This is a genomic window from Janthinobacterium saanense (assembly GCF_014200675.1).
In the GTDB taxonomy this organism is placed as follows: Bacteria; Pseudomonadota; Gammaproteobacteria; order Burkholderiales; family Burkholderiaceae_D; genus Janthinobacterium.
In genome coordinates, this window is sequence record NZ_JACHCI010000031.1 from 1 (window position 1) to 14,377 (window position 14,377).

The following is a 14,377-nucleotide window of genomic DNA, read 5'->3' on the forward strand; positions in this document are numbered from 1 at the left end:
CCACAACGCGCTTTGAATAACGAAACGCCGGTGCAGGCGATGAAGAAATGGCAGGCGGAAAAGCCGGAATTATTCGTTAAACGCGTTTATAACCAGGCGGGTCTTGACATTTAGTGACTATTAATACTTAGTAAGAACAATTTGAACGTCAGTAATCATCCGTTCTTTATCGATTGTACTAACTAATTTATTAGAAAAAAAATCTATCCTGATGACAAAAAATTAGAGATCAACGGTAATTCCAAGTATTGTTGAAAAATGGGATATCGTCGTCATCTATTCCTGCGTAAAACGGGCCGCTGTCTGCATCGTCGGAATTGACAACTGAAAAGTAACAGCAGTCAAGGTCAAATTGCTCCTTAACACGTTGCGCCAAATTTCCTGTCATTTTTTGTCGCTGGCGGAGGCTTTTACCATCAGAAAAACCGTATAGGTTCGCTAAATATCGACCGTCTTTTGTAACGAAAATACGTTCTTCCTTAAGAAGACACCGAACAAAGAGATTTGTTCCGTCGTGTAGCCACAGCCAACATCCACCAAACTCTCCGTACTCATCCCGGCCAGCCCATTTCTCTATTTTTGAAACTTCATTGTCGAACCATGCGGTTACTCTGTAAATCACATCGCTCTTGATGGTGAAGTATTGATCCAGATCAATCGTTGCGCATTGGATCACTGAACTCAGATTTCCTCTATCACGAATATTTTTTACTGAGGCGAGATTTTCAGTAACTAGAATAAAATCAAATGTTTGTTTATCCGCAATTCCCGCATCCACGAGCGCCAACATATCTCCAGCAACTAGCAGCCCCTGTTCGTGAGTCTTTACAATAGCACTAATTCCTGAAATTCTTTCGAGGTAAAAATCCAATCCAGGAATATCGGACCAATCGCTAACGTGCCTCACTATTTCAGATGCCGTTACTTTTCCTTTAAATGGCCATCGCCATTCACATTCGTGAGTCCAATCTATTTTGATTTTTTCTGAAGATACATCGGGAACATATCTGTACTGTTCAGCTAGTGACAATTCTTGGTCTGAAAATGTACGCGAACCATCGAATGCAGTTCTAGGCCATATCGTTGGTTCTTCACTAAGACCGTAAATAACTTTACGTGCGCCCAAACGCCGCATATTTTCTTTTGGAAAAACCAGAGCTACCTCGCCCATTGCTTCGCCGCGAGCATGGCGTAATTGGCTCGACTCAACAAATGCTGCGATTGGCATATCTGTAAAACAAACAGCTGGATTAGGACCGTATATAGTTCGAACGTTGTTGCGATAGGACCAAGTAGCCCAAAGTCGGCCATTCCTCAATGCTGCCCGTAACATGAAGATTGCTGGCAGGTACGTATCTTCGTAAAGACTATGCCATCCCATATGCTCCGGCATTTCTATGGAGTTTGGACCCTCAAGGTCTATATCTCTGAAAAAATGGATTAAATAATCCGAAAGATCAAATCTATAATTGTTTTTCAAGATAAAATCCTTGTATAGGAGTATTCTGTTTTAGGAATTTTGTATTAATTCGGAATTTCAAAATATATATACAAAGCTTGTTGCTTTTGAGTGATATCGTATGGCTTTAACTTAATTGGGTGCTATTGTCATTCGATGATTTTTTACCAATGATGGAGGTATTCTAGCTGACGCAGCAATGATTCGTGTATCAATGTTCGATCCAATTCGCTTAGTCCGAGCAAAGGGCGCTCCGGGTACTTACACTCAGGCCCTTTCTTGGTCACGCGGCCCTGCTGACCAAACTGATGCACCCGCGCTACGCGCGCCACCCAGCCAAAGAAGCCGATATCGATCTGGTCATCGGTCGCCTTCACTTTTAAATACGGCAGCCTCTAAAACCAAGTGCAACACCTACTCTTGTAAGGTGTTGCCATGTCCAGAATCTATTGTCACTTAACAATCCAAGAGCGCGCTGTCGTGATGACGATGCGTGATGACCAGTGCAGTATCCGAACGATTGCTAAACGCCTTGGCCGTTCGCCTAGTTCGATCAGCCGCGAAATTCGGCGCAATGCCGGTACTGGCGTCTATGATGCAAACGTGTCGCATATACAAAGCGCCACGCGTCGAGTGCAGCCAAGACGCACACGCAAGCTGGAATCGAACAGCGTTCTTTTTCAAGTCGTGCGGCACTATCTCAAGTTGCTCTGGTCGCCTCAGCAAATTTCCAACATACTGAAGGCCATGTGGCCTAATGAAACCAATAAAACCGTCTCGCACGAAACCATTTATAACGCGATCTATCTGCATCCGCGTGGTGAACTCAAGCGCGAGTTGATCGCTTGCTTGCGACACCACAATCAGGTGCGCAAGCCTCGCAGTCGCGGTACCGACAGGCGCGGCCAGATCAAGGATATGCAAAGCATCCACATCCGCCCGCCAGAAATCGAGGATCGCGTCATCCCCGGTCATTGGGAAGGCGACTTGATCAAGGGCGAAGGTAACCGCTCCTCGGTCGGCACACTGGTCGAACGTACCACCCGTTTCGTGGTGCTGGCCAAGATGGATAATGCCGGCACCAAGTCCGTCGTCGACAGTTTCTCGGCCGTGCTCAATCGCGAACCGACGGCGCTACGCAAATCGATGACCTATGACCAAGGGCGCGAAATGCATGGCCATAAAATCCTCACCGAACGCACCGGCGTACAGATTTATTTTGCTGATCCGCATAGCCCATGGCAACGAGGATCGAACGAAAACACCAACGGACTGCTGCGGCAGTACATGCCGAAAGGCTCAGACCTGTCGATTTACTCACAGGAAGAACTGGATGCTATTGCACTGTCGATGAATACCAGGCCGAGACAAACGTTGGGCTGGAAGACGCCATTGGCGGTTTATACTGAACACATGATCAGGCTTCAATTACAAGCAGACTCCGTCCATTAACCTAGGTGTTGCATTTGGTAATTGAGACCGCCTACTTTGCGGTGCGGATTTTGTTGAACATCGCCGCCTTCTGTCGCTTGATCCGTCCATTCTTCCCCTTGAATTCCTTGCGCCGCTTGCGCGCTGGGTAGGCGGCGCCGTCCGGCCCCTGCTGCGCCTTGATGCGCTGCGCCTGGCTGCGGCCCAGGTCGATGGCTACCTTGTGATTGATGGCGCGGCGCTGGGCTGGCTGCAGTTTAGCCAGCAGGGCGCGCAGGTCGTCGCTCATGCCGTTGCCTGCGGCGTTTGCCATTCGGCCAGCAAGGTGCCGCCGGCGTAGAGTGTCCAGAAGTCGTCTGCGTAGGCTGGCGTGTCCTGTATTTCGGCCAGGTGCTTGATATCGAGGCGGCCGGCCTTGCCGCGTTTGACGGCCACGCGCTCGGTCAGTTCCAGCTTGATCGAGATATCGACCGTCTCATGGTTATTGAAATCGACTTCGAAGCTGACGCCATGTTTGCGCCGCTCTTCGTTGGCCATCAGGTCGAGCTGGTGGACTTTCAGCCAGGCGATCAGGGCCACCATGATGGCATCGGCGTCGCCCGCGTAGTCGGTCACGATCAGGTTGAGCTTAAAGCGGTATTCGAAGGAGAGCGAGGCGGTAGCACTGGCCACCACGTTGCCTTCGTCAACGAAGACCAGCAGGCGGTCGGGGTCGCGTTGCAGGTCGGGGATGGCGGCGGCCAGGTGCTGACGCAGGCTATTCGGTTTGTACATGGTAGGTGGCTCGCACGGTGTTGTAGGCGTCGATACAGGCGTTTAGCTGGCCGGTGGCGTCGTCGCCGTCGCCGGCAATGGCGCCAAGAGCTGCCGTAGTCGCTGGGTCAAGTTCGGCTCGCGCTTGGTGGCGATTTCCATCGGTAGTTGGGGTATCTGCGGCTGCACTGCAACTACCGGCAATGGGGATTGACACGAGCACAGCGCCGCTACGCACGCCAGCATTAAAACGGTCACGTTCAGTTTTTGCATGGGTTTGATCCTGGGTGAGTTGTTCGGCGCGCTGCGTCAGGGCGGCGCCGGCGGCGCGTTCCAGTGACAGCACGCGGGCGGTGGCCTGGGCCAGTGCGGTGGCAGGAGCCGGCCGGAGCCGAGGTCAGTTTGCCATTCGGACACGGACTGAGCACTGGATGGTGTTTTTTAGGAAAAGCAGCCCGCGCCTTAAAACCTGCTCAGAAGAATCGGAGAGGGTTGCGCTTGCAAGCGCAACCCGGTTTTGCGGCGGCGAGCGGTGCTCGCCGAAGTCCCGCAAAACCCCCGCGTCCTTACCGGACGCGGTTTGGATGCCCGGCTATCGGCGCCCTGGATAAAAAATAAAGGCCCCGTCGCTTGCGCTCGGGGGCCTTTATTTTTTATTCAGTGGTGGAGACGGCGGGAATCGAACCTACCGCCTATCCATATGCCATGGTGCTTGTAGCCGAATCATCGACTAAAGCTCGTCTTAGCGCTATATGTACTTATCGCGACTGGATAGGCGTGGTGCGACTAGGTATTAATCCCAAATATTTGGAAGGTTGCTTGCGATAGCATGAAACAGGGGGGGGGGGACAGCATTGCCAACTACCTTATATCTGTTCGCCAATGAGCTGTTCTCCGTATCTGGAAAGATAAAATTATCAGAAAAACCCTGTAGCCTTGCCGCTTCTCGATATGAAAAACGTCTCGCTCGACCGGCCGTCTCAAATTCCCAGCAGTCTGTATGAATTCTTTTAAGTACAGGGCTGATAGGATGCAAGGGCATATGACGCATATGGCTAACGATCGTTTTTGAGGTTTCCACCCAGTCCCGGCGCCTGTTTCGAGACATGTAATACCAGTGAAACGGATCCTCACAGAACTCACCCTCCGGCCAATCTGGTAAGCCGTGAAGGGCTTCACCAATAGAGCGAAACGGCTCTTGTCCTCGTGGGCCATGGGTTGGTAGGGGGAATTCATATTTCATGTTGAGATCTGACCGAATTCCAACGATCAAGATACGTTTGCGCTCCTGAGGTACTCCAAACTCATCTGCGCTGAGCAGCTTCCACTCGACGTTGTAGCCATGAGGGCCAGACGCTTTGAATTGCTCAATTTGATCCTGTAGCAAGTGCTTGTACGTTGAGCTACGCATCCCCGAGACGTTCTCCACAATGAATGCCTTCGGCTGGACTTGTCGTAGAGCGCGAACAAAGTCAAGATATAGGTAATTGATGCGGCGATCAGCCTGACGAGCTCCGCCTTGCGAAAATCCTTGGCAGGGATAGCAGCCCACTAGGAGCTCGGCCCTAGGGAATGTATCAATTTTTTGCACATTGCAGAGTTGGTAATCGGTTTCTGGATGGTTTGCCAGGTAAGTGTCCTTCGCGTACGGGATGATATCGTTTGCCATAACGATTTCAAAACCTGCTGTTACAAGGCCAGCATCTGACCCCCCACAGCCCGTAAACAAAGATACTGCTTTAGGCATAATTTTCCTTTTCAAACTGCTGCTGCAACAGCCATATCCGTAAGTTGGCTTAGCACGAAGGCAGAGCGACCTGCTATTGTACAATGCGACGCGTCGTAAGAACACATCATCATAGAGTTTTTTGGTGCTAAAAATGCAACAATTTAGAGGTGTGGGGGCATTTTTTGGATGTTAGGATGGCAATTTTGCACCATTGTTTTTTCTATTTAATATCATGTGAACGACCACTTTTTGTGGTAAGTTATATAACTTAATTTTAGCAGTGTTAGGAGATTGATAATGGTAACAAAAGTTTCGCAGCTGGCTACGCAAAAACCGGTCGACCGCGTTGCCATTTCTAATCTTGAACTTGATATTAAGAATCCCAGATTTGGCGAAAGTGCCGATGATTTTACGTCGCAGAGTGATGTCGTAGATTGGATCGTTGAGCAGTTCGGTGTTGATGACGTGATAAGTTCGCTTGCAATTAATGATTATTTCGATGCGGAACCGCTGATCGTCGAAAGCTCGGGTGCTCAGGGAAAATATATCGTCAAAGAGGGTAATCGCCGGCTCGCTGCGTGCTTTATTTTGGCGAAAGATCCGCGTGCAAAAAAACATTGGAAGAAAGCGGAGTCTTTTCATAAACGTGGCCATGCATTGGGCTGGACATCTGCGAAAAAATTGCCGGTTATCACTTTTAAGGATGATGAGGCAAAAGCACTTTTGTCTTATTTAGGCGTTCGACATATCGTATCCTCGCAGCCCTGGGACTCATTTGCTAAAGCAACTTGGATTTCTCATGTAGTTGCAAGTGAGACTTTAACGCTTGAAGAAATAGCAGAAGTGACAGGTGATAAGAATAAAACCATTTCCCGATTGCTTGAAGGTTATAACTTTGTCCGGCAACTGATTAGCGCTGGACTATTCGATCCCAAGACAAGTACTCGTAAAGGACGTGGCAGTAATGTCGACTATCCATTTTCATGGGTTTATACGTTGCTGGGGTATGGTCCAGTTAGAGAGTGGCTTTCTCTAAACGAAGGAAATCTACTTGAACCTGTACCTTCAGACAAGCTTGATGAAGCCTCGCTCACTTTAAGAGCAATGTTCGGAGATAAAGTGCGGCAAGTGCCGCCTGCAATATCTGATTCGCGTCAAATTGGCGAGTTGGCTGTGGCGCTTGGTAACTCGACAAAGAGAACGCTGCTGCGTAATGGTTACACAGTTGATGATATAGAAGAAGAGTCTAAACCAATTGCTGATCGTATTTCTGCACAGTTACTGTTTGCGCGGGATAGTTTGCGGACAGCAAATGCACTGCTTGGTGAGCATGATGTCCAGAGGAAAGAAGCATCTGAATTGATCGAGGTTATACGATCTGTAAGGAAGCAGGCAACTGAAATATTTAGGTCGCTAGAAGCTGTCGTAAGTGAGGACGACGATGAGTGAGGTAGTTGATAATTATGGCTGGGCCAAACGGGCTGCCTTAACTGCAGATGCTCATAATGCTGATCAAGCTGAAGTCGAAGCTATCAAGCAGACGATTGTTGCAACTGCAATATCAATGTATGACGAACGATTGGCTGAGGAGTTGGAGCCAGAAGGAAATAACCTCACCCGCATTGATGAACAGATGCTTGCTGACGTAGAGTTAGATTCTTTATCCGGTCGAATTATAGAAGAGATTCAACGGCGCGTGGAGTTATTAGGAGAGAATTATCCATTTACTTTGATAGACGGAAGTTTAGAGTATACCCCTAGCAAAACGGGTGTTTATGAATTCTGTTTGGCCGTGAGTACCGCTCCGAATTTAACTACTGGAAATTTTGTTGAGCTCGCCCGATATTTCGAAATACTTGCTGGAGATGTTGTTTGTCATTACATGGGCGTAGGTTCAAAATTTATTCGATCCGGTGCACCTGCATACCCGCAAGAGGCTTTAATTCGGACATTTAAGGGAGCAATTGATCACCTTCACAGTGAAACTGGCGAGTGGTGTTGGTCGCCGAGTGATGAGGCGGAAGCTGATTTGGCAGCGATAAAAGATGAAGGCATGGATTTTGTGGTATGGAAATCATTGGATCGCAGAAAGGGACGCTTGTTTGTTCTTGGTCAATGTGCGTGCGGTCGCACAGACTGGCATCAAAAAACAGATGATTTGAACTTGAGCCGTATTAAACGTTGGGTAAGGGAACTACCTCCGGTGCAGCCAATTAGAGCGTTCGCAACACCGCACAATGTTACTGCGACACTTGTATTTGGTACACTCTCCACTTATGCCGGTTTGTCGTTTGATCGTATTCGCCTTACGGCCGTTGCTAATTCGCCGATGAATAGAGATCATTTTTCAGTAAAACATGCACCTACGCTACTGAGGTTGACTCAGTTAGTAATCGCTGAGGCACGACTAGCGGAGGTCGCTTAATTACGCAAGCGGGATTTCAACTCTATGGGCCCAGCATACTAAGGAATTTGTATGCTGGGCAGATGAAAAGCGCGAATCGATAATTGGAAGCGTGGGCAGGGCCAGTTCTGCCATTCGGACACGGGCTGAGCATTAGATGGCGTTTTTAGGAAAATTAGCCCGCGCCCTAAAACCTAGTCAGAAGAATCGGAGGGGGTTGCGCTTGCAAGCGCAACCCGGTTTTGCGGCGGCGAGCTGTGCTCGCCGAAGTCCCGCAAAACCCCCGCGCCCGTACCGGACGCGGATTGGATGCCCGACTGTTTCGTCGTTGAATAAAAAAGTAAGGGCCCCGTCGCTTGCGCTCGAGGGCCCTTACTTTTTTATTCAGTGGTGGAGACGGCGGGAATCGAACCCGCGTCCGCAAGCACTCTACAGACAGTTCTACATACTTAGCACTATCATTTAATTTAACCGGTATGGCACGGATGTGCACGTTACATACAAGCGAGTCACCTATTATTTAGTCGAATGCTAAGTAACCCAGCATCAGACGAGTCCCTGTAAATGACTCCAGAGCTTTTGACGGCCCACCCCAGGGACGAGGTGTTCTAGAGCTAACAGCGATTAAGCTGCCAGTGCGTACGAGTTATCGTTTGCAGTTAAGTTTTTTCTGGGTGTATTTACGAGGTAACCAGCCCTCGGTATGCCCTGCGCTGCTTTGCAACCCACGTCGAAACCAGGTCGTCCCCACAGAACCTTCATTGTAGCGCAATCTTCACACTCTTGCATGATGCATTCAAGGTAATCATGGATAGAAACCCGAATCGATTGAGCTAGACGAATCGGAGAGGCCTGTGCCGATAGGCACAAGCCAGTTTTGCGGCAACCTGAAGAGCAGCGCTTGTTCCCAAGACTGAGACATTGCAAGTAGGGAATTCTTACTTCTAGCCCCGAAAGCAGATTCTGGGGTCAGACCCCAGCTTTCAGTTGCTGGCTAGAATAGAGGTTCTGGCGAGCATCAGTCGATAAAAAGCCCGTCTATCAAGCCGCCAGCTGCCTTTCCTGCTCTGCCTTCACCACGCCTTGTACCAGTTCCAGCAACGCCAATGGCGTATCGAGCAGGTGGTCGGCCTGCCAGTGTTGCGGCTCGATCGGGCCGCAGTAGCCCCAGGCGCAGGCGATGGTGCGCATGCCGGCGGCGCGGCCGGCCTGGATGTCGCGCAGGTCGTCGCCGACGTACCAGCAGGTTTCCGGCGCCAGGTCCAGGCGGCGGGCCGCTTCCAGCAGGGGGGCGGGGTGGGGTTTCGGGTGCGGCATGGTGTCGCCGGAGATCACGCAGCCGGCCGCGCCCAGGCCGATCGGGCCGACCAGTTTATCCGTGAAGCGGGCGGCCTTGTTGGTGACCACGCCCCAGGCCAGGCCCAGGGCGCTCAAACCTTCCAAGAGGGCAGGGATACCGTCAAATAAACGGCTTTCCACTGCCAGCGCGGCTTCGTAGTTGCTCAGGAAACCGTCTTTCAGGGCTTCGTAGCCGCTTTCGCCGGGTTGGACGCCATACGACGCGCCTATCATGCCGCGCGCGCCGGCCGAGGCGGTGGGGCGCAGGATGTCGTAGGGGGTGGGCGCCAGGCCGTCGCGGGCGCGCAGGCGGTTGATGGCCGCTGCCAGGTCGGGCGCGGTGTCGGCCAGGGTGCCGTCGAGGTCGAACAGGATGGCGCGCGGCGCTGGCAAGTGGTTTGTGGTCATGGCGGTCGTGTGGCTGGATCAGGATGAAAAAATGGCGGCCGTAGCCGCCTTGGGTGGTCTTGCCGCCTAGGCTGGCCGGGTGCAGGCCACCAGATAATTGACGCTGGTGTCGTTATTAAGTGAGTAAATCTTGGTTAATGGATTGTAGCCCATGCCACGCATGCTGTTGACGTCCAGGCCGGCGCTGCGGGCAAATTGCGACAGCTCGGCCGGGGTGATGAATTTGTCGTAGTCATGCGTGCCTTTTGGCAGCAAGCGCAACACATATTCGGCGCCCAGGATGGCGAACAGATAGGCTTTGGCGTTGCGGTTCAGGGTCGACATGAAAATGTGGCCACCCGGCTTGACCAGCGTGGCGCAGGCCTTGACGATGGCGGCCGGGTCGGGCACGTGTTCCAGCATTTCCATGCAGGTGACGACGTCGTACTGGCCCGCTTCGGCTTCGGCCATGGCTTCGGCGGCGATCAGCTTGTAGCGTACCTTGGCGCCCGATTCCAGGCTGTGCAGGTCGGCTACCTTCAGAGCCTTTTCGGACAGGTCGATGCCCGTCACGTCGGCGCCTTTGCGGGCCATCGATTCGGCCAGGATGCCGCCGCCGCAGCCGATGTCGATCACGCGCTTGCCGGCCAGCGGCACTTTTGCGTTGATCCATTCCAGGCGCAGGGGGTTAATTTCGTGCAGGGGACGAAACTCGGAAGTGGGGTCCCACCAGCGGTGGGCCAGCTCACTGAATTTTTGGATTTCAAGAGGGTCGGCGTTCATAGCTGGAATGATAGCGGCAATTTCACTATCGGGCAGCCACGGACGAAAAAAAACCCCGCCGTAGCGAGGTTTTTATCAGCTGCGCCTGACTTGCTGCTGCCGTCAGGCGCGGGCTGGGTAGTGATTACTTGTTGCGGGTACCAACAACTTCGATTTCCACGCGACGGTTTTTCGCACGACCTTCGGCAGTTTTGTTATCAGCAACAGGTTGTTTTTTGCCTTTGCCTTCGGTGTACACGCGGTTGCTTTCAACGCCTTTGGTGATCAGGTAGGCTTTGACAGCATCAGCACGACGTACCGACAGTTTTTGGTTGTAAGCATCGGTGCCGACGGAGTCGGTGTGACCTACAGCGATGATGACTTCCAGGTTGATGCCGCCCAGTTGAGCTGTCAGCTCGTCCAGTTTGGCTTTGCCTTCTGGCTTCAGCGTGGCTTTGTCGAAATCGAAGAATGCATCAGCAGCGAAGCTGACTTTTTCCGAGGTAGGAGCAACTGGTACTGGCACAACGACTGGCGCTGGTGCTGGAGCAGGAGCTGGTGCTGCTGGCGGTGGTGGCGGAGCCACGCACTTGCCGTTTTGCAGTGTTTCTGGTTCTACGCACAGTGGAACGTCGCAGCCTGGCACCGCATCAGCTGGTGTCCAGTAGCCGGTACGCCAGCACAGACCGAATGGATCACGCACGATTACGCCGCGAGCATCTTGCACATAGGCGCTTTTTGGGCTAGGTGCTTTCAGATCGGTGGTCACTGGCGCGAACGGTGGCGAGGTTGGGGTTTGAGCCGAAGCCGAGCCGGAGATCACTGCGGTTGCAGCGAAAAACAGCGTTACAAATTTATTCATTCTTCTTTCCTTTCGGGGGGTAATATCCGCAGCACAACACTGCGCTACTGGTGCTACGTGCCGAGATTTTATCATGTAGACCACATGCGCTCGTTTCGGATTGCGAAACTAGCAATTAACTTCCCAGTTATTTTGCCACACGCACAGGGGGTGCACGACCGTGGTTAAATCAAAGCTTCCCGGATTTTAGACCGCCCGTTGTTTCTGCGCAACGAAAATGCCCGATTATGAAGCGCTTGTAACATTTGATTACTTTTTGTGCCTGTTTTATGGGCAGAGGGCTTGAACTCGTGTTGCTATTGTGCATTAGTGTGTCCTCTTGACAAGCCCGGCCGCACAGCCTTGATGCAAATTGTTAATTTTTGCTGACCTGGCAATTTGTACTGATCGCAGGGCGCGCATGCTAAAATCGTGCGCTTGACTGTCACGGATGGGCACCAGGCCACGCCAGCAGCGCGCGGCACGGGGTCCACGACCACAGCCGCCTAGGATATGCAGTATTGCTCATACATTGCGTAACAGATAAGTTAACCACAGCCTGAGATCAGTCGAACCGCCAATGGATCAATTCGCAAAAGAAACAATTCCTATTTCCCTCGAAGAAGAGATGCGCAAGAGCTACCTCGATTACGCCATGAGCGTGATCGTCGGCCGGGCCTTGCCGGATGCACGTGATGGCTTGAAGCCGGTGCACCGCCGCGTCCTGTTCTCGATGCACGAGTCGAACTACGTGTGGAACCGTCCTTACGTCAAGTGCGCCCGCGTGGTCGGCGATACCATGGGTAAATACCACCCGCACGGCGACGCGTCGATCTACGACACCCTCGTGCGCATGGCGCAGGACTTCTCGCTGCGCTACACGCTCGTCGATGGCCAGGGCAACTTCGGCTCCGTCGATGGCGATGCCGCCGCGGCGATGCGTTACACCGAGTGCCGCCTGGACAAGATTGCCAGCGAACTGCTGGCCGACATCGATAAAGACACCGTCGATTTCGTGCCCAACTACGATGGCAAGGAAAAAGAACCGACGGTACTGCCGACGCGTATTCCCAACCTGCTGATCAACGGTTCCTCCGGTATCGCGGTCGGCATGGCGACCAATATCCCGCCGCACAACATCACCGAAGTGATCAACGGCGCGCTGCACGTGCTGCGCAACCCGGAATGCACGATCGATGAATTGATCGAGCTGATTCCTGCGCCGGACTTCCCGACCGCCGGCATTATCTACGGCGTATCGGGCGTGCGCGATGGTTACCGCACTGGCCGTGGCCGTGTGGTGATGCGCGCCAAGACGCACTTTGAAGAGTACGGCAAGGACGGCGGCCGCATCGCCATCATCGTCGACGAGCTGCCCTTCCAGGTCAACAAGAAGTCCCTGCTGGAACGCATCGCCGAAAACGTGCGCGACAAAAAGCTGGAAGGCATTTCCGACATCCGCGACGAGTCCGACAAATCGGGCATGCGCGTGGTGATCGAGCTCAAACGCGGCGAAGTGCCGGAAGTGGTGCTGAACAATCTGTACAAGCAGACCCAGTTGCAAGACACCTTCGGCATGAATATGGTGGCCCTGGTCGATGGCCAGCCGCGTTTGCTGAACCTGAAGCAGATGCTGCAATGCTTCCTGTCGCATCGCCGCGAAGTGGTCACGCGCCGCACCGTGTTCGAACTGCGCAAGGCGCGCGAACGCGGCCACGTGCTCGAAGGCCTGGCCGTTGCCCTGGCCAATATCGATGACTTCATCGCCATCATCAAGGCGGCGCCGACGCCGCCGATCGCCAAGGGCGAACTGATGGCGCGCGCCTGGGATTCGTCCGTGGTGCGCGAAATGCTGGCACGTACCGGCGACGGCAATACGCCAGGCGGCATCGACGCCTACCGTCCGGAAAGCCTGCCCAAGCACTACGGCATGCAGTCCGATGGCCTATATAAACTGTCCGACGACCAGGCGCAAGAGATCTTGCAAATGCGTTTGCAACGCCTGACCGGTCTGGAACAGGACAAGATCGTCAACGAGTACAAGGAAGTGATGGAACATATCGCCGACTTGCTCGACATCCTGGCCAAGCCGGAACGCGTGACCGTCATCATTACCGATGAAATGACGCTGGCGATGAACGAATACGGCGCCGGCAAGAAGGACGTACGCCGCTCGCAGATCGAACTGAACGCCACCGACCTCGAAACGGAAGACCTGATCACGCCGCAAGACATGGTGGTGACCCTGTCGCACACCGGCTACATGAAGGCGCAGCCGATCAGCGAATACCGCGCGCAAAAACGCGGCGGCCGCGGCAAGCAGGCGATGGCGACCAAAGAGGAAGACTGGATCGACCAGCTGTTCATCGCCAATACGCACGACTACATCCTGTGCTTCTCGGATCGTGGCCGCATGTACTGGCTGAAAGTGTGGGAAGTGCCGCAAGGCTCGCGCAATTCGCGCGGCAAGCCTATCGTCAATATGTTCCCGCTGCAGGACAACGAAAAGATCACCGTGATCCTGCCGCTGTCGGGCGAGAACCGCACCTTCCCGGAAGACCATTACGTGTTCATGTCGACCAGCCTCGGCACCGTGAAGAAAACGCCGCTGAAGGACTTCAGCAACCCACGCAAGGCCGGCATCATCGCGGTCGACCTGGACGATGGCGACTTCCTGATCGGCGCTGCGCTGACCGATGGCAAGCACGACGTGATGCTGTTCTCCGATTCGGGCAAGGCAGTGCGCTTCGACGAAAACGATGTGCGTCCGATGGGCCGTACGGCGCGCGGCGTGCGCGGCATGAATCTGGAAGAAGGCCAGCACGTGATCGCGCTGCTGGTGGCCGAGAACGAGCAGCAGTCGGTGCTGACGGCCACTGAAAACGGTTACGGCAAGCGTACGCCTATCCTTGAGTACACGCGCCATGGCCGTGGCACGAAAGGCATGATCGCCATCCAGACCAGCGAGCGCAACGGTAAAGTGGTTGCCGCGACCCTGGTCAATACCAGCGATGAAATCATGCTGATCACCACCGGCGGCGTGCTGATCCGTACCCGCGTGTCGGAAATCCGCGAAATGGGCCGTGCCACGCAAGGCGTGACCCTGATCGCCGTGGAAGACGGCACCAAGCTGTCGGGTCTGCAGCGTGTGGTGGAAACCGATATCGACGAAGTCGAACTGACGACGGAGGCGGCCAGTGCAGCGGTGGCTGAACCGGTGCCGGCCGATCCCGTCGACCCTGTCGACCCGGCCCAGCCGGAGTAAGATCATTG

The 14,377-nt window shown here is 53.4% G+C and carries 13 protein-coding genes, 1 other RNA gene and 1 pseudogene; 5 read left to right on the plus strand and 10 right to left on the minus strand.

Going from position 1 to position 14,377, the window contains the following annotated elements:
• Positions 1–114 (plus strand): annotated as a pseudogene (locus HDE72_RS27910) (IS481 family transposase); the annotation flags it as partial.
• Positions 115–229: 115 nt separating this feature from the next.
• Here the strand turns inward: HDE72_RS27910 and HDE72_RS26285 are convergent.
• Together HDE72_RS26285 and HDE72_RS26290 are read right to left on the minus strand one after the other, a co-directional pair.
• Complete coding sequence (locus HDE72_RS26285; protein ID WP_183748273.1) at positions 230–1,480, minus strand: DUF4427 domain-containing protein; 1,251 nt, start codon at positions 1,478–1,480, stop codon at positions 230–232.
• 143 nt (positions 1,481–1,623) lie between these two features.
• The gene (locus tag HDE72_RS26290) at positions 1,624–1,836 is read right to left on the minus strand and encodes a phage virion morphogenesis family protein (protein ID WP_311735291.1); all 213 of its coding nucleotides are present in this window, start codon (positions 1,834–1,836) and stop codon (positions 1,624–1,626) included.
• 58 nt (positions 1,837–1,894) lie between these two features.
• On the opposite strand from HDE72_RS26290, the gene HDE72_RS26295 reads away from it, so the two are divergent.
• Positions 1,895–2,911, plus strand: coding sequence for an IS30 family transposase (locus HDE72_RS26295; protein ID WP_183748275.1), 1,017 nt, complete (start codon positions 1,895–1,897; stop codon positions 2,909–2,911).
• 31 nt (positions 2,912–2,942) lie between these two features.
• Here the strand turns inward: HDE72_RS26295 and HDE72_RS26300 are convergent, their stop codons facing one another.
• The 4 genes from HDE72_RS26300 to HDE72_RS26315 form a co-directional block, all read right to left on the minus strand.
• Positions 2,943–3,179, minus strand: a complete 237-nt coding sequence (locus HDE72_RS26300; protein WP_183748278.1) for a phage virion morphogenesis protein — start codon at positions 3,177–3,179, stop codon at positions 2,943–2,945.
• On the minus strand, positions 3,176–3,664 hold the full coding sequence (locus tag HDE72_RS26305; RefSeq protein WP_183748280.1) for a phage tail protein: 489 nt from the start codon (positions 3,662–3,664) through the stop codon (positions 3,176–3,178). The genes HDE72_RS26300 and HDE72_RS26305 overlap by 4 nt, the downstream gene beginning before the upstream one ends.
• On the minus strand, positions 3,648–3,989 hold the full coding sequence (locus HDE72_RS27620) for a hypothetical protein (RefSeq protein WP_183759342.1): 342 nt from the start codon (positions 3,987–3,989) through the stop codon (positions 3,648–3,650). Before HDE72_RS27620 ends, HDE72_RS26305 begins: the two co-directional genes overlap by 17 nt.
• Before the next feature lie 447 nt (positions 3,990–4,436).
• Complete coding sequence (locus tag HDE72_RS26315; protein ID WP_139090345.1) at positions 4,437–5,390, minus strand: DNA cytosine methyltransferase; 954 nt, start codon at positions 5,388–5,390, stop codon at positions 4,437–4,439.
• Positions 5,391–5,669: 279 nt separating this feature from the next.
• On the opposite strand from HDE72_RS26315, the gene HDE72_RS26320 reads away from it, so the two are divergent.
• Both HDE72_RS26320 and HDE72_RS26325 read left to right on the plus strand, forming a co-directional pair.
• Complete coding sequence (locus HDE72_RS26320) at positions 5,670–6,821, plus strand: hypothetical protein (RefSeq protein ID WP_183748284.1); 1,152 nt, start codon at positions 5,670–5,672, stop codon at positions 6,819–6,821.
• Positions 6,814–7,797, plus strand: coding sequence for a hypothetical protein (locus HDE72_RS26325; protein WP_139090347.1), 984 nt, complete (start codon positions 6,814–6,816; stop codon positions 7,795–7,797). Before HDE72_RS26320 ends, HDE72_RS26325 begins: the two co-directional genes overlap by 8 nt.
• 367 nt (positions 7,798–8,164) lie before the next feature.
• Here the strand turns inward: HDE72_RS26325 and ssrA are convergent.
• The 4 genes from ssrA to ompA form a co-directional block, all read right to left on the minus strand.
• Positions 8,165–8,525: a transfer-messenger RNA gene (ssrA, locus tag HDE72_RS26330) on the minus strand.
• A gap of 292 nt (positions 8,526–8,817) precedes the next feature.
• A complete protein-coding gene (locus HDE72_RS26335) occupies positions 8,818–9,522 on the minus strand; it encodes an HAD family hydrolase (protein WP_183748286.1) in 705 nt (234 codons plus the stop codon).
• Between the two features lie 66 nt (positions 9,523–9,588).
• Positions 9,589–10,284 carry a bifunctional 2-polyprenyl-6-hydroxyphenol methylase/3-demethylubiquinol 3-O-methyltransferase UbiG gene (gene ubiG, locus HDE72_RS26340; protein ID WP_183748288.1) on the minus strand — a complete coding sequence of 232 codons (696 nt, stop codon included), beginning with the start codon at positions 10,282–10,284 and terminating at the stop codon, positions 9,589–9,591.
• A gap of 124 nt (positions 10,285–10,408) precedes the next feature.
• Positions 10,409–11,125: an outer membrane protein OmpA gene (gene ompA, locus HDE72_RS26345; RefSeq protein ID WP_183748290.1), complete on the minus strand. Its 717-nt coding sequence runs from the start codon at positions 11,123–11,125 to the stop codon at positions 10,409–10,411.
• Positions 11,126–11,684: 559 nt separating this feature from the next.
• Here ompA and gyrA point away from each other — a divergent pair.
• A complete protein-coding gene (gyrA, locus tag HDE72_RS26350; protein WP_183748292.1) occupies positions 11,685–14,369 on the plus strand; it encodes a DNA gyrase subunit A in 2,685 nt (894 codons plus the stop codon).
• The last annotated feature ends 8 nt before the right edge of the window (positions 14,370–14,377 follow it).